The organism is Bradyrhizobium uaiense, assembly GCF_010811875.1.
GTDB lineage: Bacteria > Pseudomonadota > Alphaproteobacteria > Rhizobiales > Xanthobacteraceae > Bradyrhizobium > Bradyrhizobium uaiense.
The window spans coordinates 1-19,936 of sequence record NZ_VKHP01000117.1 but is presented as its reverse complement, the minus strand read 5'-3'; the positions used below and the strand labels follow the sequence as shown (position 1 = coordinate 19,936).

The 19,936-nt window shown below is 65.4% G+C and carries 20 protein-coding genes and 1 pseudogene; 8 read left to right on the top strand and 13 right to left on the bottom strand.

The genetic code is table 11. From position 1 onward, the window contains the following. Positions 1-118 precede the first annotated feature (118 nt). The 3 genes from FNJ47_RS25425 to FNJ47_RS25415 form a co-directional block, all read right to left on the bottom strand. A complete protein-coding gene (locus FNJ47_RS25425; protein ID WP_163158043.1) occupies positions 119-1,009 on the bottom strand; it encodes a L,D-transpeptidase in 891 nt (296 codons plus the stop codon). 216 nt (positions 1,010-1,225) lie between these two features. Next, on the bottom strand, positions 1,226-1,930 hold the full coding sequence (locus FNJ47_RS25420; protein WP_163158042.1) for an SDR family oxidoreductase: 705 nt from the start codon (positions 1,928-1,930) through the stop codon (positions 1,226-1,228). A gap of 90 nt (positions 1,931-2,020) precedes the next feature. Next, positions 2,021-2,215 (bottom strand): hypothetical protein, encoded by a 195-nt coding sequence (locus FNJ47_RS25415; RefSeq protein ID WP_163158041.1) that lies wholly within the window; start codon positions 2,213-2,215, stop codon positions 2,021-2,023. Positions 2,216-2,413: 198 nt separating this feature from the next. On the opposite strand from FNJ47_RS25415, the gene FNJ47_RS25410 reads away from it, so the two are divergent. Next, positions 2,414-3,232, top strand: coding sequence for an ABC transporter substrate-binding protein (locus FNJ47_RS25410; RefSeq protein WP_163158051.1), 819 nt, complete (start codon positions 2,414-2,416; stop codon positions 3,230-3,232). Here FNJ47_RS25410 and FNJ47_RS25405 read toward each other — a convergent pair. From FNJ47_RS25405 to FNJ47_RS25385, 5 genes and pseudogenes are all read right to left on the bottom strand, one after another. Continuing rightward, a pseudogene (locus FNJ47_RS25405) lies at positions 3,206-3,904 on the bottom strand (ABC transporter permease). The gene FNJ47_RS25410 and the pseudogene FNJ47_RS25405 sit on opposite strands and share 27 nt — an antisense overlap. Positions 3,905-3,925: 21 nt before the next feature. Beyond that, a complete protein-coding gene (locus FNJ47_RS25400) occupies positions 3,926-4,309 on the bottom strand; it encodes a response regulator (RefSeq protein WP_163158040.1) in 384 nt (127 codons plus the stop codon). A 113-nt stretch (positions 4,310-4,422) separates the two neighbouring features. Beyond that, the gene (locus FNJ47_RS25395) at positions 4,423-5,637 is read right to left on the bottom strand and encodes an extensin-like domain-containing protein (RefSeq protein ID WP_163158039.1); all 1,215 of its coding nucleotides are present in this window, start codon (positions 5,635-5,637) and stop codon (positions 4,423-4,425) included. A gap of 775 nt (positions 5,638-6,412) precedes the next feature. Further along, positions 6,413-6,562, bottom strand: coding sequence for a hypothetical protein (locus FNJ47_RS25390; RefSeq protein ID WP_163158038.1), 150 nt, complete (start codon positions 6,560-6,562; stop codon positions 6,413-6,415). 101 nt (positions 6,563-6,663) lie between these two features. Continuing rightward, a complete protein-coding gene (locus tag FNJ47_RS25385) occupies positions 6,664-7,503 on the bottom strand; it encodes a DUF2147 domain-containing protein (RefSeq protein WP_163158037.1) in 840 nt (279 codons plus the stop codon). A gap of 174 nt (positions 7,504-7,677) precedes the next feature. Here FNJ47_RS25385 and FNJ47_RS25380 point away from each other — a divergent pair, with 174 nt between their 5' ends. The 5 genes from FNJ47_RS25380 to FNJ47_RS25360 all read left to right on the top strand — a co-directional run bounded on the left by FNJ47_RS25380 (position 7,678) and on the right by FNJ47_RS25360 (position 12,574). Beyond that, complete coding sequence (locus FNJ47_RS25380) at positions 7,678-8,430, top strand: DUF2147 domain-containing protein (protein ID WP_163158036.1); 753 nt, start codon at positions 7,678-7,680, stop codon at positions 8,428-8,430. 153 nt (positions 8,431-8,583) lie between these two features. Then, a complete protein-coding gene (locus tag FNJ47_RS25375; RefSeq protein WP_163158035.1) occupies positions 8,584-9,687 on the top strand; it encodes an AraC family transcriptional regulator in 1,104 nt (367 codons plus the stop codon). Between the two features lie 115 nt (positions 9,688-9,802). Beyond that, positions 9,803-10,414: an inner membrane-spanning protein YciB gene (locus FNJ47_RS25370; protein ID WP_163158034.1), complete on the top strand. Its 612-nt coding sequence runs from the start codon at positions 9,803-9,805 to the stop codon at positions 10,412-10,414. Between the two features lie 154 nt (positions 10,415-10,568). Continuing rightward, a complete protein-coding gene (locus FNJ47_RS25365) occupies positions 10,569-10,895 on the top strand; it encodes a hypothetical protein (protein ID WP_165445854.1) in 327 nt (108 codons plus the stop codon). A 158-nt stretch (positions 10,896-11,053) separates the two neighbouring features. Then, a complete protein-coding gene (locus FNJ47_RS25360; RefSeq protein WP_347341711.1) occupies positions 11,054-12,574 on the top strand; it encodes a FecR family protein in 1,521 nt (506 codons plus the stop codon). Between the two features lie 75 nt (positions 12,575-12,649). On the opposite strand, the gene FNJ47_RS25355 is transcribed toward FNJ47_RS25360, so the two are convergent. From FNJ47_RS25355 to FNJ47_RS25345, 3 genes are all read right to left on the bottom strand, one after another. Next, positions 12,650-13,477, bottom strand: a complete 828-nt coding sequence (locus tag FNJ47_RS25355) for a class I SAM-dependent methyltransferase (protein ID WP_163158033.1) — start codon at positions 13,475-13,477, stop codon at positions 12,650-12,652. A 117-nt stretch (positions 13,478-13,594) separates the two neighbouring features. Next, positions 13,595-14,005: a hypothetical protein gene (locus FNJ47_RS25350; protein WP_163158032.1), complete on the bottom strand. Its 411-nt coding sequence runs from the start codon at positions 14,003-14,005 to the stop codon at positions 13,595-13,597. An 80-nt stretch (positions 14,006-14,085) separates the two neighbouring features. Continuing rightward, complete coding sequence (locus FNJ47_RS25345; protein ID WP_163158030.1) at positions 14,086-14,391, bottom strand: nickel-binding protein; 306 nt, start codon at positions 14,389-14,391, stop codon at positions 14,086-14,088. A gap of 154 nt (positions 14,392-14,545) precedes the next feature. Here FNJ47_RS25345 and FNJ47_RS25340 point away from each other — a divergent pair, with 154 nt between their 5' ends. Next, positions 14,546-16,360, top strand: a complete 1,815-nt coding sequence (locus FNJ47_RS25340; protein WP_163158028.1) for a winged helix-turn-helix domain-containing protein — start codon at positions 14,546-14,548, stop codon at positions 16,358-16,360. Here the strand turns inward: FNJ47_RS25340 and FNJ47_RS25335 are convergent, their stop codons facing one another. Both FNJ47_RS25335 and asd read right to left on the bottom strand, forming a co-directional pair. Next, a complete protein-coding gene (locus FNJ47_RS25335; RefSeq protein ID WP_163158026.1) occupies positions 16,361-17,260 on the bottom strand; it encodes an NUDIX hydrolase in 900 nt (299 codons plus the stop codon). 136 nt (positions 17,261-17,396) lie between these two features. Then, the gene (gene asd / locus FNJ47_RS25330; protein WP_163158049.1) at positions 17,397-18,266 is read right to left on the bottom strand and encodes an archaetidylserine decarboxylase; all 870 of its coding nucleotides are present in this window, start codon (positions 18,264-18,266) and stop codon (positions 17,397-17,399) included. 34 nt (positions 18,267-18,300) lie between these two features. Between asd and FNJ47_RS25325 the strand changes: the two genes are divergently transcribed. Next, on the top strand, positions 18,301-19,936 hold a 1,636-nt coding region (locus FNJ47_RS25325), incomplete at its 3' end, for an aminotransferase class III-fold pyridoxal phosphate-dependent enzyme (protein ID WP_163158024.1).

Sequence of the window (19,936 nt, the reverse complement as noted above, 5' to 3'; positions counted from 1 at the left end):
GTGACGCGCGCAGTCTGGAGCGCGACGGGCAGCGCGTAGACGCAAGTGGCTTGTCGCGAGCCAAGGTGCGCGCGATGTCCGTTTGTCCGCAGTTGCAGACGAGGACAGAAGATTCGAGTTACTGGGCCTCGGCTACCTTCGGTTCAGATGACAGCATCTGCGCGTTGGTTGCCGAGGGCCGGTTCGACGGCGACGTCGGGTCCGGCGCTCGGGAGGCAGCGTCGGACGGCGCTCCCTGGGATGGTCGACGGGCTGAGGTTGCCGGAAGCACGATCACTTTCGCTCCGATTTTCACCCGCTCATAGAGGTCCGCGACGTCCTCATTGGTCAGCCGGATGCACCCGGACGACACTCGCTTCCCGATCGTATCGGGTTTGTTGGTGCCGTGAATTCGATATTCGGTCTCGCCCAGATACATCGCCCGTGCGCCGAGCGGATTGGTGGGACCGCCTGCCATGAACCGCGGCAGATAAGGCTGACGCAAAAGCATGTCGGCAGGCGGGCGCCAATCCGGCCATTCCGTCTTGCGGGCCACGGTCTGTTCGCCCGACCATGTGAAACCCTCGCGGCCAACACCGATGCCGTAGCGCATCGCCTGTCGCTCGTTCAGAACGAGATAAAGGAACGTGTTTCCGGTATCGATCACGACGGTGCCTGGCGTCTGGTGACTGGCGTAATCAACCACCTGCCGAACAAGTTTTCCGGGACCATCAGCAGCTTTGGGTGGTTCTGCCAGAGGTGCCGGGGCCGAAACTGGAGCTGGAGCCGGAGCCGGGGCTGAGATTGGAGCCGGAGCTGACGCCGCGACACGAACGGGAGTCGATGCGTGAGCTGGCGTCGACGGTGCCAGAGCTTGCTGCGCGGACGGCTTGCGTATCGGTTGAACGCTCGCCGGGCGAGACAGCAAACCGTATCCCAAAGCGGCAGCGGCGACGACGCCAACTGCTACTCTTCCGGCCACCGGTAGTGCGAGCGCTTCAGTCTTTCCACGTTTTGCCCGCTTACCCATATCTTTCCCCGGATTGCCATGCCCGGAGGAGGTACCCAGCAGATTTTAACAAACTTCGAAGCGATTTCGCTCAGGCGGGAAATCGTCAAGCGTCGTTAACGCAAACTCCTGTTCGGGAACACGTGAGGGTACCGCTCGATATCCGAGAGCGGCGGTACTGCTTTGCTCCCGGAATCTGTCGTCAGTGAGCATACGCCCCGGTCGAGTGTGAAGGCCTCAGATCGAGCGCATCAGGCCGCCGTCGACGCGGATGTTCTGGCCGGTAATATAGCCCGCGCCGTCGGAGACGAGGAAGGCGATGGTGGCCGCGATCTCCTCCGCCTTGCCGTAACGCTTCATCGGCACGCTGTCGCGGCGCTCGTCGGATGCCGGCAGACTGTCGATCCAGCCCGGCAGCACATTGTTCATACGGACATTGCTGGCGGCGTAGCTGTCGGTGAAGAGCTTGGTGAACGCGGCGAGCCCGGCGCGGAACACTGCCGATGTCGGAAACATCGCACTCGGCTCGAACGCCCAGGCGGTTGAGATGTTGACGATCGCGCCCGACTTCTGCGCCTGCATGTGAGGTGCGACCAGACGCGTCGGGCGGATCACGTTCATGAGGTAGACATCAAGGCCGGTGTGCCACTGCTCGTCGGTCAATTCGAGCACGCCAGCGCGCGGGCCGTGGCCGGCGCTGTTGACCAAGGCATCGATGCGACCCCAGCGCGCCATCACGCCGTCGACGGCACGCTTCAAATCATCGTTCGAACGGTTCGAGCCGGTGAAGCCGAGGCCACCGAGCTCGCTGGCGAGCGCCTCGCCCTTGCCCGACGACGACAGGATCGCAACGCGAAATCCGTCAGCGGCAAGCCGCCGCGCCGCCGCCGCTCCCATGCCGCTGCCGCCCGCGGTGACGAGTGCGACCTTCTCCAAAGCCATGACCTGATATCCCGTTTGATGACGATGCCGACGCAAGGTCTATCATCAAGGATCAGACAGCGCGACACCCGGTCTGCCGCGCCGTGTCCACTACTTGCGGAATACCTGCTTCGACCCGGCGTCGAACCTGGCGACGGGCCGGTCCATCTGCCACAACTCGATATCATGGTGGTCGACCAGACGGCTGGCCGACGTGATGGCCTGATCGTCGTCGGCGCAATCCATGTTGACCACGCCGATGGATCGGCTGTGCAGTCCGACGATATAGGCGCGATATGCTGTCATCACTGTCTCCAGGGAGGTTTGCTGACGAACTTGCTCGCCCGGAAAATGAACAGGTGGGCATATGAATTCGAGGGGGGATACCGCAGCGTGATGTAAACGCAGAATAAGCGCCGCCACGTCGCGGGGAAATCGTGCGCTTTGCCTCACAGGATCAACTGAGGCATGGTGACCATTGACCTTCCATCATACCCAGACCACATGACCTTCCTCCTTCGACACCTTGTCATCGCGGCCGTGCTGCTGTTCGCCGGCCCCACCCTGGCGCAGACCCGGTCCATCATCGTTGCCTCGACGACATCGACCGAGCAGTCCGGCCTGTTCGGCGATCTGCTGCCGCGCTTCTCGCAGGCCTCGGGCATTGATGTGAAGGTGGTTGCGGTTGGCACCGGACAGGCGCTCGATATCGGACGGCGTGGCGATGCCGATGTCGTATTCGTGCACGATCGCGTGGCCGAAGAGAAGTTCCTGGCCGAAGGCTTTGCGACCAGGCGTTACGACGTCATGTATAATGACTTCGTCATCGTCGGCCCGAAGACCGATCCGGCGCATATCGCCGGCGACCAGGATGTCGCGGACGCCTTGCGCAGGATCGCCGCGACGAAATCGGCCTTCATCTCGCGCGGCGACCACTCCGGAACGCACGAAGCCGAGTTGCGGCTCTGGAAAGATGCCGGCGTCGATCTCGGTTCCGCGAAAGGCCAATGGTATCGCGAGATCGGCCAGGGCATGGGTCCGGGGCTCAACATGGCAGCGGCGTCGAATGCTTATGTGCTCTCCGACCGCGGCACCTGGCTGTCGTTCAGGAATCGCGGCGAACTCGCCGTGCTGACCGAAGGTGACCGGCGACTGTTCAATCAGTACGGTGTCATGCTGGTCAATCCGGCGAAGCATCCGACGGTGAAAGCCACCGACGGACAGGCCTTTATCGACTGGCTGATCTCGCAGGCCGGGCAGTCCGTCATCGCCGGCTACAAGGTCGGCGGCGAGCAGCTATTTTTCCCCAACGCCGCGCACTAGCACAAATGCGATCGTGCTGACGCTGACGCTCAGCGCCAGCAGGATCACACCGAGGCCGAGACCAAGCGCCAGTTCGCCCTTGCTGGTCTCGAGCGCGATCGCCGTCGTCATCGTTCGCGTGTAGCCGCTGATGTTGCCGCCCACGATGATGATGGCGCCGACCTCGGCGATGGCTCGGCCGAAGGCGGCGAGGAACGCGGTGAGGAGCGAGGCGCGACCGAGCGAGAACACCAGCGCAAGGCTGCGCAGGCGGGACAGGCCGTCGGTGCGGATCAGATCGGCATATTCCATCCACAGCAGCGCGACCGGACGATGCACCAGCGCGACCACGATCGGCGTGGCCAGGATGACCTGCGCCACGACCATCGCCGTCGGCGTGAACAACAGGCCGGCGAAGCCCAGCGGTCCCGATCGCGACAGCAAGAGATAAAGCCCGAGCCCGACCACGACCGGCGGCAGGCCGAGACAGGCGTTGGCCAGCACGATCACCACCTGCCGACCGCGAAATCTCGATATCGCAAGTCAACCGCCGATCGGCGCACCGATCAGAAGCGCGAGCAGACTGGCCAACAGGCTGACGCGCAAGGACAGCGCGACGATCCCGAGCAGCACCGGATCACCACCGGCGATCAGTGATACTGCCGCCGCGATCGACTGTGCGAAGTCATTCATCTTGCGGGAGCGATCAATCGCTCAGGCCGGCGCGCCGTTCTTGAGCAGCTTCGCCACCGCCGCAACCAGCTCGTCGGGCGAGAACGGCTTGTTCAGGAGCACGCTGTCCGAGACGCCTCTGGTCGGCCACTCGTCCCCGCCACCGCCGGTGATGTAGAGCACCGGGAACGACGGATCGATCTCGCGGGCGCCGCGTGCAACGCGCCAGCCGTCGAGCCGGCCGAGCAGGCGAATGTCGGTGACCAGCGCGCTGTATTTGGTGCGAAACGCCTTGAGCAGCGTCAGTGCTTCCTCGCCTGAGCCTGCGATCGCCGGCTCGTAGCCGCCGTCCCTCAGGGCGTCTTCCACCATCATCTGAAGATCACGATCGTCTTCGATGACGAGAATGATCGGAACGTCTTGCAAAACCTATCCCCCAGAAATCAGCCGGCGCGCTCCCGGCTCCGAAGCATATGCAGCAAAAGTGGCTACCGTTTGCACGGTGTCACCCAGTAATAATACGGGTATCAGACGCGCCCCTATTCGTCGGCGAATTCGTCTTCTTCGTTGACCCCCGCTTTACCCCGCGGAGTCGGCTTTCTGCCGCCGAGCGATCCTGTGACATAAGGTTCGCGCGTTGCATAGGGGCTACGGCCGCCGGCACGCGCCGCAACCTCATCGCCGGAGACCGCGGCCGGCTGGCAGATGAGGCGCCGGCTGGCCCGGCGCATCAGATCCACATGGATGTGGTCGTAGTGATAGACGTTGGAACCCGGCGCCAGCACCGTGGTGAATTGCTGACAGGCGGCGGCCTGAACGTCGCGCAGGAAGCCCTGCTCTTCCGGCAATCCCTTCCAGCCATCCTTCACCGAGATGCGGCGGCCATCGGAGAGCGTGAAGGCTGCGATATCGAGCGCGTTGCCGAAGGCGTGCTCCGAAATATGCGCGTGCGAATTGCCGTTCATGCCGCGGCAGGAATAGGCGGAGATCTGCTTGATCTCGACGACGCGTGCGCCGAACCAGCGCTGCGCCGCCGGCTGCACGGAATCGGCGAGCCAGCGCTCGAGCACCGAGACGATCGGGCACGCCAGCGTTGCCGCCGGCTTCACGGCGACCGGACCGACCGTCCCCACCGGGTTGCCGCTCGACGGACCGAGCCGCGGCGGCGGCGCGTCCTGTGGCTGCTGCGAATAAGGCGCGGGTGAATAGGGCGCGGCCGCGCTGTCGCGCTGCGGATTGCGCGGCAAGCCTGGATAATAAGGTCGCTCGCCTCTGGCGTCGGGCGAGCCTTCCGGCGGCAGGTCGATCTGATCTTGCTGCGGCGGAATGCCAGGCGCCGACAACGAGACCGGGCCATTCGGTTGGCCGCCATAGTTCGGCTGGCCGACGGCCTGATCGGAATACGGCGCCTGCGCAGGCGGCGGGCTCGGCTGCCGGTTGATCGGCCAGCGCGGCTGGCTGCCGACCGACGCCGGCGGGCGCAGGCTGTCGTCGGCAAATCCATAAGTCGAACTGGCTTCACCGAGTGCGGCGACCTTGAGCGGGAATTCGGCGCCGCAGACACCGGGGCCGGAGATCGGATCGATCCGGACGAGGTCGGCGCTTTCCTTGACCGCGCCGGATTTCAGGCATGCGGCCTCAGCCTCGGCCCGCCACGGTTCCCGCTCGGCGGTCTGAAACAGACCACGACCGCAACCAGCCAGCGATACAAGGACAAGGGAGCCGACGAGATACAAACGAACTCCACGCGTCATGCCGCGGAGGTTCTGCGAATTTGATTAAAGACTCTTCAATGCATTTCGGCAGATTGATTTCAGGTGTTTTTAACCATGGTTTGGAACCCGGCATGGCAACGCACGCGCTGCCGTGACTCGTCTCCATCACCACGCGGCGCGAATGACGCCGTTGCCCCGTGACGACGACCTGACCTCGAAGAGCCCAGCATGCGGCTCAACGCCGCAGCCACGCAATGCGTGCAGCATGCGCCGCCCGCAACCTGACGGAAATATTGGTTGGCGCTACGATGCGGTGACCGCAGCCGGCAACGCCCCGGAATATATTTGCAATGCTTCAACGCCTTGATTCGGCGTCTGTTTGAGCCGCGCATCGCAATGCGGCATCACGCGGGAACATCGGGACGGACAGCACGACTGACTTTTTCGGCCGGGAACCGCTTGCTAGATTTAGCGTTAATGCGGGCAGCGTTGTGAACCGAGGGAGTTTCCCAATGGATTTCGCGAGTCCTCTGCTGAGCAAGCTGAGCATTGTGGCCGCGTACATCGCGTTCGCCTTCGTCGGCGCCATCATTCTCGGCGTGTTCTAGACCATTCGACAGGCATTGAGTTCAGCGCCCGGCGGCCGCCCCCGCCGGGCGCTTTGTTTTTTTGCGATAGCTGATCCGTCACCCTGAGGAGCGCGCACCGCGCGCGTCTCGAAGGGTCGACGGCTACCGGCCCGGGCCGTGCATCCTTCGAGGCTCGCGAGGGCTCGCACCTCAGGATGACGGTGATAGAGCGAGCTGGCCTGTCCTCAGAAATTCGAGCAGCTCGATCCGGTGATGCCGCCGATCGTGAAATCGTGACAGACGAGGCCGGGATTGTCGGGATCGGGATAGAAGTCGTCGCGACGGCGCGGCTCGCTGCCGGCGAGCAGCAGCGCGGCCAGGCTCATGCGTTTCATGTTTGCCTCCATCGCCTGCGAAAGCGGCGCTGACCTCTATCGGTCGCGCGCGACCGGACAAAAGGTTCGAAGGCATCCGGTTACAAATTGGACACGTGGATTCAGGAGCGCGGCTCGGGCGGACGCGCGCGCTCGGTGATCACCCGCTGCCGTGAGCGCGAAACGCGAACCCAGTCGGCGCCGGTGCAGTAGAAGCGGCCGAGCACACAGGCCTCGACCCGCAGCCTGTCCGCGCCCTTCAATTCGATCGTGCCGTAACGGACGTTGTCGCCGTCCTGGCTGTAGACGCTGCCACTCCAGCGCGCGCCCTGCTTCGGCCTCATGTTGATCAGCACCGCTTCGCCGAGATCGCGCGTGGTCTTGTCGAGCGCATAGCCGCACAACGCGTTGCCGCACAGACGAACGCGCACAAGGCTGTCGGATTCAGTCTGCCAGTCGCCGATCGGGCCGTCGTCCGGTTCGTCAGCGGTCTCGCGCGAGACATGCACCACCGCCGGCGGAATAGGATGCGCCGTCGCCGCGGGCAATGGAGGCAGCGCCGCGACGACCGGCGCTGGCTGTATCGTCATCACGCGCGGCGGCGGTGGCGCTGAGGGTTGTGGTGCGGCAGCCAATCGCGTTGCGGCCGGAACAGGCCTGTCCACGACGATCGGCGGCGACGCGGGAGATAGAGCCGGCGCAGGTGCGGGCGGTATCCCTGCAGATGTCGCGGCAGGAATCGCCGCGGTCGTCGCGGACGCCGGCACCAGCTTCATCGCCCGGCCATTGTCGCCGCCGTCGTCGCGCCTCGACCTGTCAGACACCGAGATGCAGGACAGTGCGCGGCACCGCGTGGAATCGAGATGGACGCGGTGGCCGCCAATCGAAAACGAGATGCCCTCGCTGGCATGGGCGAACGGCGTGAGCAGCATCAGCGCGACGAGCAGGCAGAAGCGCTTCATCGAAGCCTCCAAGACATCCGATGACAGTAGGAACGCCGTGCTCACGGCGCAGTGATCTCCGTCACCGTGGCGAGCCACGCGGCCGCGCCGTCGGCGTGATCCGCATCACAGAGCTCAGCCCTGAGGCCGCGTAGCGTCCGCATGCAAACCCGCTCAATGCCAGGGAGACTCCAGATGAAGAAGCTCGTTGCGATCGCCGCGCTGCTGATGGCCACCACATCGGCGCATGCCGGCGGCGCCGGCATCACCTTCGAGATCGACGGCCAGCGCATCCATGTCGAGGCGCAGCGCAATTGCAGCGCGCTGTCCTGCATCCGCATCTCGGCGCCGGGCTACAATGGCATGGTCGGCGGCATCAGCAAGAATCTCGGCTCGAAGTCCAACGATGATGACGATGTCGCCTCATCGACCGCGCCGCCCCCTGCCCCGGTTCCCGCTCCCGCGCCAGTTCAAGCCGCCGCGCCGCAGCCGGCCGCGCCTGTCGCCGCCGCCGTCCCACCGCCGCCTCCGCCAGCAGCGACGGTCGCGACCGCGGCTCCCGCGCCGGTTGACACCGCACCCGCTGCGCCGGTACCGGCTCCCGTCGCTGCACAGCCTGCGCAGCAGCCACAGCCCGCTCCAATTGCCGCCGCGCCGGCGGCGGCAACCGGACCGATCGGCGTCTGGGCCACCGAGGAGAACAAGGGCAACGTCCGCGTCGAAGCCTGCGGCGCCAATCTCTGCGGCTATTCGGTCAAGAGCAATGAGCGCATCCTGATCAACATGAAGCCCGACGGCAGCAAGTGGAGCGGCCGCATCCACGATCCTGACTCCGGCCGCAACTACGACTCGACGATCGCGATGAAGGGCCCGAACGCGATGCGCGTGCAGGGCTGCGCCTTCGGCGGCATGTTCTGCGGCGGCCAGACCTGGAAGCGGGTCAGCTAGGCCGACACTTCCGATTGCTCCGGTGTCCGCTGCCGCACAAGCGGCGGGCGGACATCGGATTTCTAGCCATCCGGCGGTCGCTTCATGTGGATCGCCGGACGCGCTATAAGAATCGCAATGTCGAGCTTGAATTGAACCTGCGGGCGGCTTGCGATGGCGATGACGGCTCTTGAACTCGGTCTCCGCGGCGCGGTGGTCGCGCTGTTCCTGGTGGTTTGCACAGTATTGCTGTTGCGCTACGCGGCGGTGCATCGCGCCGCGAACCTCGGTGCCGCCATGGGCGTCGCCGGCGCGGCCTACGCGATTTCAACTGCACCATTCTTTCCGGCATCGTCATTCGGCTGGAGCTCGCCGTTCATCGCCTTCGCGATGGGCTCGCCGGTGATCTTCTGGCTGTGGGCGAGCGCGGTGTTCGACGAGCGGTTTGCCTTGCGGTCGTGGCATGCGGCCTTGTGGACGCTGCTCGCCGGCCTTGGCGTTGTGAGCCACAATGGCTGGACGATCTGGCCCGATCTCGCCGGGACCTGCGGCCGCGGGCTGGCGCTGGCGACGATCGGCTTCTCCGCGCTCGGGATCGCGCAAATTGCGAAGGGATGGCGCACTGCCGTGACAACCGCACGCGGCCGGATCCTGATCGCGCTCGTGATCGGCATCGGCTTGCAGATGACGCTTGCCGCTGCGGCAGGGCTGGCCGCAATTCCGACCCGATCCATCAGCCTGAGCATCGCGCTCGGCCTTGTCGCATTCGGGCTGCTGTCGATCTGGATGATGCTGTTCGATCCGCCGGAGAGCCAGCCGGCGGTTGCCGCAAACGGCGGTGGCCAGACCGCACGGGCGGCGCCTTCGTTCGCCAACGCCGGTCCGCCTGCGTCCAGCCAGGCCGCGCTCAATCACCTCAAGCATCTGATGGCGACCGAGCGGACCTATCGGCAGGAGGGCCTGACCATCGACGTGCTGGCGGTCAGGCTCGGCATGCCGGAGTACCGGCTGCGCACGCTGATCAATGACGGGCTCGGCCACCGGAATTTCAACGCCTTCCTCAACCGCTATCGCATCGATGAGGCAAAGGCAGCGCTCGCCGACGCCAGCCAGGCCGAGGTGCCGGTGCTGACGATTGCGCTCGATGCCGGGTTCCAGTCGCTGGCGCCGTTCAACCGCGCCTTCAAGGCGGACACCGGGCTGACGCCGACCGAGTTTCGCCGCCGGGCGACCGCGCCGCAAACCGCGGATGCGGTGGAAATCGCCCGTTCGAAATGAGAATGCGCTCCTCGATTTCAGAAATCGATAGGCCGGCGCCGACGCAATCTGCCTAGCTGTGCCGGCGCGGGCGCTGGTCGCGCCAGAGTGTCAGGCAAGCGGAGCAAAGCGACCGATGAAGAGTTTCCTCACCGCGGCACGGCTGCTGGCCCTCGACCTGGCGTCGACCCTGGTCTTTCTGGTTCTGTTCCTGCTGACGCACAATACCGCGCTCTCGGTCGGCCTCGGCATCGCGTTCGGCGTCGTGCAGATCGGCATCCAGATCGCGCGCGGCAAGCGGATCGATACCATGGAATGGCTGAGCCTGTTCCTGGTCGTCACCGCCGGCACCGCGACATTGCTCACCAACGACCCGCGCTTCGTGCTGTTCAAGCCGAGCGTGATCTACGCAATCGTCGGTGTCGTGATGCTGAAGCCGGGCTGGCTGAACCGCTATCTCCCAGAGATCGCGCAGACCGTCGTGCCCGATGTCGCCGTCAAGGTCGGCTATGCCTGGGCAGCCCTGATGTTCACCTCCGCCGCCGTGAACGCTTTCGTCGCGCTGACCTGCGAGATCACGACATGGGCCCTCGTGATGCCGATCTTCGGCATCGTGAGCAAGATCGTGCTGTTCCTCGGCGGCTTTGCCGCCATGCGCCTCACCGCGAGGCGCCGCATCCGCGCCATGCCCGAAGCCCAGCGCGAAGCCGTGCTCGCGCTCGAGGGGGGTCCTGCGCCGGCAGTGTGACGACGGCCGGGATCCCTCCCGCGTGTGGTTAATGAAACAAACAAGCGCGCGACGAAACCATTTTGCGTTCCGACGAAGAATTGCCGAAACCGAGCCTGCCTAGTGATGCCCCCGACGACGCGCTGCTCGGCGCGATCACCACAAGGGGGACATCATGGCTTTCACCGCTTCCGCGCTTCGTCACGGCAAACTGCTGGCGGCCGCCGCGTTCACGCTCGGTCTGTTGACCTCGGCGTCCTATGCCTACACCGACGAGCAGCAGCAAATGTGCACCAGCGACGCAATGCGGCTGTGCAGCTCGGAAATCCCCGATGTCGATCGCGTCACCGCCTGCATGGTCCGCCAGCGCGCGCTGCTCAGCGACGGCTGCAAGGCCGTGTTCCACTACGTGCCGCCGGCGACGGCCCCGCAGCCCGCGAGCTATTCGCCGGCCGCCAAGCCGGCGAAACCGCTCAATATCACCCCACACAAGCGCGGCTGACAAAACCCCAACAGCGATCAAGCACCGCGCTTCCGGCAACGAGGCGCGGTGCTTGATCGTTTTGGTCCGCCATGACAACAAGGCAGGACCGTTCATTCGGCATTCAGCCTGACGCGGGTCAATTGCCGGTCCCCACTGCCTCCCGGGAATCGATGGTGATGCGCCGCGCCCTCCTCTTTGCGCTTCTGCTTGGTGCCGGCGTCACGGGTTGGCAACCAACCGCCGATGCTGCGCCCGACCTGATGCAGCTCGCGCAAGCGCAGACCTCGCCCGCCCCGGCGCAGAGCCCAACACGCACAGCTCCTGCACCGCCTGCGCCCGCAACACCTGCCCCCGCCGCCGCGCCCGAGCCGATCGGCAACGTCGCAACACTGACCGGCGCGGCGACCGTCACACGCAACAACACCACGATGCCGCTGCAGATCCGCGACGACATCTTTGCCAATGACGACGTCGCCACATCGGCGACCTCCTCGCTCGGCATCACCTTCAACGACGGCACCACCTTCAACCTGCGCGCCAACGCCAGGATCACGATCGACAATTATGTCTACGAGGACGGCGGCCAGCAGAACAGCGCGCTGTTCAACGTCACCAAGGGAACGGCCGCGTTCGTCGCCGCCGCCGTCGCCAAGACCGGCGACATGAAGATCTCGACGCCGACCGCGACGCTCGGCATCCGCGGCACCACCGGCCTTGTCGAGGTACCGGCGGGCGCGACTGCGACCAGCAACAATGTCGGCATCAAGCTTTACCCCGACGCCGACGGACACGTCGGCCGCATCGAGGTCAACGACCGCAGCGGCTCCTCGCTCGGCGTGCTGACGCGCGGCGCGAGCGGTTTTGCGATTCGTCCCGGCACCGGCGGCGCCCGCTTCGCCGCAGTGCCGCTGACGATCTCGCCGCAACAGATGACGCGCGACCAGGGCTTTGTCCGCCAGGTCCACAGCGCGCAGACGCTGGGCCGTCAGGTCGTGACCGAGCAGCGCGACTTCCGCCGCGCCAACCCCGATTTCCGCAGAACCAATCCGGCCGCGCCCTATCCGAACCGCGGCCAGCCGGTGCAGCCGAACCTGCAGCGCCAGAACGGCCTGCCGGGCCAGAACCGCAACGCCCCGCAACAGCCGGGCCAGCAGAATCGTCCGGGTCAGCTGCAACAGCCCGGCCAGCCGAACCGTCCCGGCCAGCCGCAGCAACCAGGCACGCCCGGCCGGCAAGGCTCGCAGCAGCAGCCGGGCACGCAGCAGCATGGCGGCGAACAACACGCGCTGCCCGGCCAGCCCGGCGGCACGACGCTGCCGCACGGGCCCGGCGTGCAAACGCCAGCCGGACAAGCGCCCGCGGGACAGCAACAGCCTGCACGACAGGGCGGCGCGACGCAGCCCGGCGGACAGGCGCCCGCACGTCAAGGCAGCCTGCAACCCGGACGCACGCCAGCGCCGAGCGGCGTGCGCCAGCCGGGACAACCAGCAGCTCAACCCGGCGTGCCGCGACAGGGCGCGGCGCAGCCGGTGCCGCCGGCACCCGGTGAGGTGCGGCCCCGCATCCAGCAGGCTGCACCGGGTGCGCGTCCCGGCATGCAGCGGCCCGCCGTGCAGCCACGCCCCGGCTTTACGCAACGGCGCGCACCGCCGCCCCGCGCGGCAAGGCCGCCGCCCAAGGACAGGCGACATTACTGAGCGATCGCATCGACCAACGAATGTGGCGCCTGCGAGAACGCCGGCGCCACGCAGGGATCGACGAACAGCGGCAGGTCAGCCCCGCCTGGTGATTACCGCCTCCAGATATTCGCTCGGGATGACCAGCGTCCCGTCCTTGGCGACATTGAACTGATGCATCAGGCGGAACATGTCGGCGGTGAGCAATTGCTGCTGGACCGCATCGATCGCGCCGAAGGCCTTCAGCACCGGACCGTAATAGGTGCGGAAGATCTCGAGGAAATGCTCGCGCGACCTGTAACGGAAATTGAAGTGCCTGCGTTTGGCATCAACCGCCGCCTGCGGGCCGAACAGGACGCCGAGATGCGCCTCGGTGCCCCACAGCGCCGGGGAATTCACGCCAGGGGCCGGCGGCACATATTTGCCGATGGTCTTGAACACCTGGCCGATGAACCCCTCCGGCGTCCAGCTCGCAAGGCCGATCTTGCCGCCGCTGCGGCAGACCCGGCGCAGTTCATTCGCCGCCTGCTGCTGGTCGGCGGTGAACATGACGCCGAAGGTCGACAGCACGACATCGAAGCTCGCATCAGCAAACGGCAGCTTCTCGGCGTCCGCTTCCTGGAACGTGACGGGCAGACGCTCCGCCGCCGCCCGCTCGCGGCCGCGCTCGAGCAGCGCGCCGACGTAGTCGGTCGAGACCACGTCGGCAAAGCGCCGCGCCGCGGCCAGCGTCGCATTGCCGTTGCCGGCGGCGACGTCGAGCACCATCTGATTGCTGCGCACGTCGACGGCCTCGCACAGCGTCTCGCCGACGATCTGAAGCGTGGTGCCGACTCTCGCGTAGTCCCCTGAACTCCAGGTGGCCTGCTGGCGCGCCTTGACCGCGGCGAGATCGACGATGGGCAATTCGGTTTGAACGTTCATTGTGCATCTCCTTTGAAAATGTCGTCCGGCTGGCGGCGAGGCCGCTGGCGTCGCCGAAAGTCCGCGAGTTGCGTTGAAAAGCATCGAGTCAGTGCAATGACTTCAAAGTGCTACGAGCTAGGCGCGACGGTCGAGCAGGACCGGAATGCTGGATGCGGCGACAATGCTCCAATCCGAGCGATGCCTGCAGCCATGCCCGCCCCGCTCGGACCAAACCGCCTGCTGCGTCACGGCTGCGCGGGGCTCCCGAACCGTAGGCTCCTCCGCTCGCGTGAACACCGGTGAGGACAATCCCGCGATCATCAGCCCGAGCAACATGCTTCGCGTGATCGGCCGAGCGCAGCGTTTGCCGGCGTCCTTCGAGCGCCTGCCGCCGAGCTCGCCCGGCATCAAGCGATTGGCCTGCCGCTCGCGATGTTCGAGCATGCCTGCGACCGATTGATTGACGAACCGGCGGATGCGCAAGAGCAGGAAGGAAAAATGCTTTCGCACCGGACTTGAAGCGTACTCCATGAATGAAATCGACATCATCGTTTCCTTGATCGAAGTGTGATGGCGCCCCGGATCATGATTTGGCCGGGATGCACCATGCGACGCCCATGCGGGCGTCATTCGGCTGCAATGGGCGGTTCGACGGGATCGCCACGCACCACCACGGTTGCCGCGACCTTGTAGAATTCCTCGCCCGGCATGCCGACGCAGCGCGCATGGTCCCGGATCGAGTCGCCGTCGCGCGCCTCGTATATGCAGAATGTGCCGATGCGACCATCTGCCTCATGCACCACGTAGCTGCGGATCCAGCGGACGCGGTCCGGCATCTGCTCGTCGCCGATCCTGGCGGACGTTGCACCGGCGCGTTCGAGCTCGCTCATGTTTGCCCATGCGCTCGGACGGCGAATGACATAGAGTTCCATCGAAATCTCCTCGGTTGCGACGGTTGAACAGCAGGCAGCGGTGATCGCGGCCATGCTCAGCTATAGGCGCCATCAACGCCAGCTGTCCTTACCGCGGGCTGATCATTGTCTGATCTTTGCCTGAACCTTTTCCGCCTAGCCCGGACCCATACACATGGCATTCTCATTTGGACTGTTCGAGCTTGATGAAGCCGGACGCGTGCTGCTGTGCGCGCGGCAGGAAGTCGCTTTGCAGCCACGTGTGTTCGACCTACTGGTTTACCTCGTTCGATACCGTGACCGGGTTATCTCCAAAGACGAACTCCTCGAATCCGTGTGGCCCGATGTGACGGTCACCGACAACTCGCTGCAGCGTGCGGTGAGTTCGTTGCGCGCCGCGCTGCGCAGGGGTGGCATGGACGGCGCGATCCGGAACCTGCCGGGCAAAGGCTATCGCTTCTTCCTCGAATCCGAGATCAGGCAGCCGGAACGCATCGACCGCAAACACACCGATGCCGCCGTCGGTACAATCGGTGCAATCGGCCTTGCCCGCCGCGCAGCCGCCGGACAATTGTGGCTGCAAGCAGCAACGCTGTTCGCGAGCGCGGATGAAAACGGCGAGCTGAATGCTGAAGATTTGCACAATTGGGCGCTTGCCCTGCAATGCCTCGGCAAGACGACGGCAGCCGTTCCGATTCTGGTTCGCGCGATCGCTGCGCGCAGCGAGGCCGGCGATACTGCCGGCGCCGCGGTCGACGCGATCGCGCTCTCGGGCCTGCATTTCGAGAGCGGTCAGGCCGCGATCGGAAAAGGCTGGCTTGCGCGCGCCGAAGATTGGGCCTCGCGAATCGACGATCCTGCAACGACGGCCCTGCTGTTATGGATGAAGTCGAAACTGGCTGCGTTCGACGGCGAGCCGGAACAGGCACTCGCGTTGGCCGACGCTGCCTATACGTCGGTCAAATACAAGGATGCGCTCAACATCGAGGCGCTGAGCCTGGCCTATCGCGGCTTCTATCGGCTATGCCTCGGCGACACGCATGGCGGAATGGCCGATCAGGATCATGCCGCGGCCGTTGCGCTGTCCAGCGCCAATCTGGACCCGATCATGGGCGGCAGCCTCTACTGCAATATTCTCTGGGCAGCCCGGATGTTCGGAGATTGGGCACGGGCCGACCAGTGGACGCGGAGCTACCAGAATTTCTGCTCGGGCAGCGGCATGGAATTGACGGGTTCATGCCAGCTGCATCGCTCCGAGGTGCTCGGTATCAGGGGCTCGCTCGACGAAGCGCTGGCGCGCATCAAGGACGCGCTCGCGCGCCTGACCAGCGATGCGCCGTGGTCGATGGGCGATGCCAATCGGGTGCTGGGCGACGTCCTGGCTGCGATCGGTGACGATGACGCGGCGCTTGAAGCCTACGACCGGGCCTACGCGCTGGGCTGGTGCCCGGAGCCGGGTCGCGCCATGCTGCTGCTCGCAAGAGGCGAAGCGGAGGCCGCCTATGCAAGCCTCGAACGGAGTCTGATCGGCAAGACCTGGTGGACATTGCAACGGCGGGGAATCCTGCTCGCGCATCTGGCGCTGGTTGCCGCACACACGAATCGGAGCGGTCGGGCAAAGGCATTGATCTGCGAGCTTTCGGGAAATCCCGATCGCTGGCCGATGCCCTCGATCCGCGCGCTCACCAACGAAGCCCAGGCGATTCTTGCCCTTTCCCGGCAGGATCACGAGGTAGCGATGCGGCATCTGCATCTCGCTCGCCAATTGTGGTCCAGCATCGAGGGGCGGGTTCAGATCGTACGGCTGAGATTGCAGATTTCCAGGCTCCAGCTCGAACGTGGCGACACCCGCGGCGCCATGGCCGAGGCTCATGCCGCACAGCTCCTGGCCGGTGAATTGGGCTCGCCCAAGCTTGTTGCCGACTGCGTGGCCTTGCAGCGTGACATTGACGGCTGGCGGCCAGCCGCACGCCGTCAGCTGTGCGGATGATCACGCCGCGCGACGCAGCCAGTCGCGCACGCGCTCGATCAGGTTCTTGCGCGGGATCGGTTGGGCGGCGGTGGCGTCCGGTTCACCCTCGCGCGCAGATGAAGGCGCCGCCGCGGATGCAATTGCTTCCACGGCACGCGCGGTCACAACGACTTGGCCGTCATCCGCGGCGCCCGGTTCCGGCGCCATGACCGGCTGATCCGGTTCGCCATCCGCCGCCGGCATCTCCGCGAGATCGGTCGTATCCGCCACGACCGGCACCTCGGCAGGCGCCTTCGCGTCAACGACGACAGGCGTCTCGGCATCCCCGGTCAATTCAGTGAGCCCGATCACTTCGGCACCAGTCGCCTCAGCCACCTCGGACGCGTCAGCGTCGACCGGCGCATCCGCGGCGACGGGCAGTTCGGCGATCGCAGGCGTGTCGACGGTCTCGGGCGCGTCAGCGACCGGCTCGTCGGCGGCAAGCCGCGAACGCCGCCGCTCGGCGTTCGCAGCGGCCTGCAACGCGATCGGGCCGACATTCTCCAGGAACGTGCGCTCATAGCTGCGCGACAGCCGTTCGAGCGCCGCATCGAGCGGCAGCCAGTCGACTTCCCTGATGTCGCTCATCAACGCGCGCACCGGCTTGCCGCCGGCATCCATGCGCCAGTAATGCACCACCTTCGATCGGCCGCCTGAATCATAGACCAGCGTGCCGAGGAATTCGTGCACCTCGACGTCGTGGCCGGTCTCCTCCAGCACCTCGCGCTCGGCGGCATCGCGCGCCGTCTCGTCGTCGTCGAGCTTACCCTTCGGCAGCACCCACTCATTGCGCTTGCGCAGGCGCACGACGGCAAAGCGCGGCGGTGTCTCCCGCCGCAGCACAATGCCCCCCGCCGCCAGAACAGGCGTCCGCGCCATCTCGTGTCCATCAGGTTTGCGATTTAGGACCGCCGCACGACGATCCCGGACATTCTAAAGCATGATCGGGAAAAGTGGAAACCGGTTTTCCGAGCAGATGATGCTCAAACAATGACACGCGAAGAAGAAAGCGCGCTCATATCACAGGCTTGCGCAACAAAGGTTCGCCGCATTTGATCCGCGTTCCCTCCGCGACATTGTCGCAGAACTCGAAATGATCGGGCGCCAGCACGATGATGGTCGAGCCGTGCTCGAACCAGCCGAGTTCATCGCCCTTCTTCACATGTACGTCACAGGGGAAATCCACCGGGCCGCGCGACTGCGCGTTCAGCGTGATGTCGAGGAAATGCAGGCGGAGGCTTGCGACCAGGATCGCCGCGACCGGAACCAGCGTCAGCGCCTCGCCGCTCGGCAGCTTCGCACGCAGCACCGCGCGCTCGTTCTTGCAGAACAGCCGCTCGATCCGCTTCAGCGCGATCGGGTTGACGTTCCAGACGTCGCCATGAACGAACGTCACCTTGTCGATCGCAAGGTCATAGGGCGCGTGGAAGCGGTGATACATGCTCGAGGTCAGCCGCAGCGTGACGAAGCGGCCGTTCCGGTGCTGCTCGACCAGCGCGGGATCGCCGAGCAGATCGAGCAGCGAATACGGCGCGCCCTTGACCTGGAACAACTGCCCGTCCTCGATCCGGCCATGCGCGCCGATGATCGCATCCGACGGGCTCGCGATGATGGCGGGATCGGCTGCGGCCGGACGCAGGCCGGGCTTCAGCTCGCGGGTAAAGCAATCGTGCAAACTCTTGAACTCGGTCTTCCTCGCCTCCGACAGATCGAGGTCGGAGAACAGCTTCCAACAGGCGATCGAGGCGTTGCGCACCAGGGGGTTCTCGACCTTGGAAAACCAGCCCATGAAGCGGGTCAGCGCCGCCCGCGGAATCCGGTTGGTCAGCAGGAAATTGAGGTCTTCCTGCTGGGTGAATGCCGAGATCAGGCCCTTGACTGTCATGAATCTGTTAGGTGCTGAGGCTAGCGCTTCTGTCATGGAAACATCCCTTCCGATTCTCTCGCTGTCCGCCGCCGCGCTTGCCGGCGCCGCCGCAGCGTTCCCCAAAATTCAGGCCCGCCTCGCGCTGTCGCGAGCCAAGCACCGCTCGCTGACCGGACATTCCAAGATGTCCAAGATGGTCGCGCGCATGGTGCCGCACTACGAATTCGACATCGACGCGTTCTTCTGCTCCGACGGAGCGCCGAAGGACGTCGCGATGCAGCGGCAGGACGGCTTCTTCCGCCTCGCGGGCCTCTACCAGGACCGCTACCCGAAGGGCCGCGCGCTCACTGCCGAGGTGACGGAGCGCATCTCCGACCTGCAATTCACCGAAACCTACCGCGTGCCGTTCCAGTACAGCCGCCTGGTGCGCGAGCATCTCGGCACCTCGGCCTTCGTGCAGGCCTCCAGCGGCGTCACCGTGACCGACGTCGACGGCAATGTGTCCTACGACCTGACCGGCTCCTACGGCGTCAACATCTTCGGCAACGACTTCTACAAGGAGTGCATCGCCGAGGGCGAAAAGCGCGCGCAGGCGCTCGGTCCCGTGCTCGGCCCCTACCATCCGATCATCGCCGACAATGTGAAGCGGCTGTGCGAGCTCTCCGGCCTCGACGAGGTCTCGTTCCACATGTCCGGCACCGAAGCGGTGATGCAGGCGGTGCGGCTCGCGCGCTACCACACCAAGCGGACCCATCTGGTTCGCTTCGCCGGCAGCTATCACGGCTGGTGGGGCGAGGTGCAGCCCGGCGTCGGCAATCCGGTGTCGCCGCACGAGACCTACACGCTCGCCGACATGTCGGAGAAGACGCTGCACGTGCTGCGCACCCGCAAGGACATCGCCTGCGTGCTGGTCAATCCGTTGCAGGCGCTGCATCCGAATTCCAACGCGCCCGGCGATTCCGCGCTGGTCGATTCGTCGCGCTCCTCGAAATACGACCGCGCCGCCTATACCGAATGGCTGAAGAAGCTGCGCGAGGTCTGCACCGAGCGCGGCGTCGTGCTGATCTTCGACGAGGTGTTCGTCGGCTTCCGCCTCGCCGCCGGCGGCGCCCAGGAATATTTCGGCGTCAAGGCCGACATGGCGACCTACGGCAAGAGCCTCGCCGGCGGGCTTCCGATCGGCGTGGTGTGCGGCCGCAAGGATCTGATGCGCCGTTTCCGCGACGACCGCCCGGCCGACATCTGCTTTGCCCGCGGCACCTTCAACTCGCATCCCTATGTGATGACGGCGATGGACGAGTTCCTGAGCCGGCTCGCCAGCCCGAACTTCCGCTCGATCTACAACGGGCTGGACGAGACCTGGAACGGCCGCGCCAAGGCGCTCAACGACCGCCTCGCCGCGCAGGACCTTCCCGTCCGCGTCGGCAACATCTCGTCGATCTGGACCGTCTATTACACCGAGCCGTCCCGCTACAACTGGATGCTGCAATACTACCTGCGCGCCGAGGGGTTGGCGCTGAGCTGGGTCGGCACCGGCCGCCTGATCTTCACCCTGAACTACACCGACGCCGACTTCGCCGAGGTCAGCGATCGTTTCGTCGCCGCAGCCGAGAAGATGAAGCGCGACGGCTGGTGGTGGCACAAGGAAGGTCTCACCAACAAGAACATCAAGCGGCAGATCCTGAAGG

What these genes read in the sequence shown, in the direction of transcription:
- FNJ47_RS25425 (WP_163158043.1), bottom strand. Translation starts at nt 1,009, where the DNA reads ATGGGTAAGCGGGCAAAACGTGGAAAGACTGAAGCGCTCGCACTACCG.
- FNJ47_RS25420 (WP_163158042.1), bottom strand. Translation starts at nt 1,930, where the DNA reads ATGGCTTTGGAGAAGGTCGCACTCGTCACCGCGGGCGGCAGCGGCATG.
- FNJ47_RS25415 (WP_163158041.1), bottom strand. Translation starts at nt 2,215, where the DNA reads ATGACAGCATATCGCGCCTATATCGTCGGACTGCACAGCCGATCCATC.
- FNJ47_RS25410 (WP_163158051.1), top strand. Translation starts at nt 2,414, where the DNA reads ATGACCTTCCTCCTTCGACACCTTGTCATCGCGGCCGTGCTGCTGTTC.
- FNJ47_RS25395 (WP_163158039.1), bottom strand. Translation starts at nt 5,637, where the DNA reads ATGACGCGTGGAGTTCGTTTGTATCTCGTCGGCTCCCTTGTCCTTGTA.
- FNJ47_RS25390 (WP_163158038.1), bottom strand. Translation starts at nt 6,562, where the DNA reads ATGAAACGCATGAGCCTGGCCGCGCTGCTGCTCGCCGGCAGCGAGCCG.
- FNJ47_RS25385 (WP_163158037.1), bottom strand. Translation starts at nt 7,503, where the DNA reads ATGAAGCGCTTCTGCCTGCTCGTCGCGCTGATGCTGCTCACGCCGTTC.
- FNJ47_RS25380 (WP_163158036.1), top strand. Translation starts at nt 7,678, where the DNA reads ATGAAGAAGCTCGTTGCGATCGCCGCGCTGCTGATGGCCACCACATCG.
- FNJ47_RS25375 (WP_163158035.1), top strand. Translation starts at nt 8,584, where the DNA reads ATGGCGATGACGGCTCTTGAACTCGGTCTCCGCGGCGCGGTGGTCGCG.
- FNJ47_RS25370 (WP_163158034.1), top strand. Translation starts at nt 9,803, where the DNA reads ATGAAGAGTTTCCTCACCGCGGCACGGCTGCTGGCCCTCGACCTGGCG.
- FNJ47_RS25365 (WP_165445854.1), top strand. Translation starts at nt 10,569, where the DNA reads ATGGCTTTCACCGCTTCCGCGCTTCGTCACGGCAAACTGCTGGCGGCC.
- FNJ47_RS25360 (WP_347341711.1), top strand. Translation starts at nt 11,054, where the DNA reads ATGCGCCGCGCCCTCCTCTTTGCGCTTCTGCTTGGTGCCGGCGTCACG.
- FNJ47_RS25355 (WP_163158033.1), bottom strand. Translation starts at nt 13,477, where the DNA reads ATGAACGTTCAAACCGAATTGCCCATCGTCGATCTCGCCGCGGTCAAG.
- FNJ47_RS25350 (WP_163158032.1), bottom strand. Translation starts at nt 14,005, where the DNA reads ATGTCGATTTCATTCATGGAGTACGCTTCAAGTCCGGTGCGAAAGCAT.
- FNJ47_RS25345 (WP_163158030.1), bottom strand. Translation starts at nt 14,391, where the DNA reads ATGGAACTCTATGTCATTCGCCGTCCGAGCGCATGGGCAAACATGAGC.
- FNJ47_RS25340 (WP_163158028.1), top strand. Translation starts at nt 14,546, where the DNA reads ATGGCATTCTCATTTGGACTGTTCGAGCTTGATGAAGCCGGACGCGTG.
- FNJ47_RS25335 (WP_163158026.1), bottom strand. Translation starts at nt 17,260, where the DNA reads ATGGCGCGGACGCCTGTTCTGGCGGCGGGGGGCATTGTGCTGCGGCGG.
- asd (WP_163158049.1), bottom strand. Translation starts at nt 18,266, where the DNA reads ATGACAGTCAAGGGCCTGATCTCGGCATTCACCCAGCAGGAAGACCTC.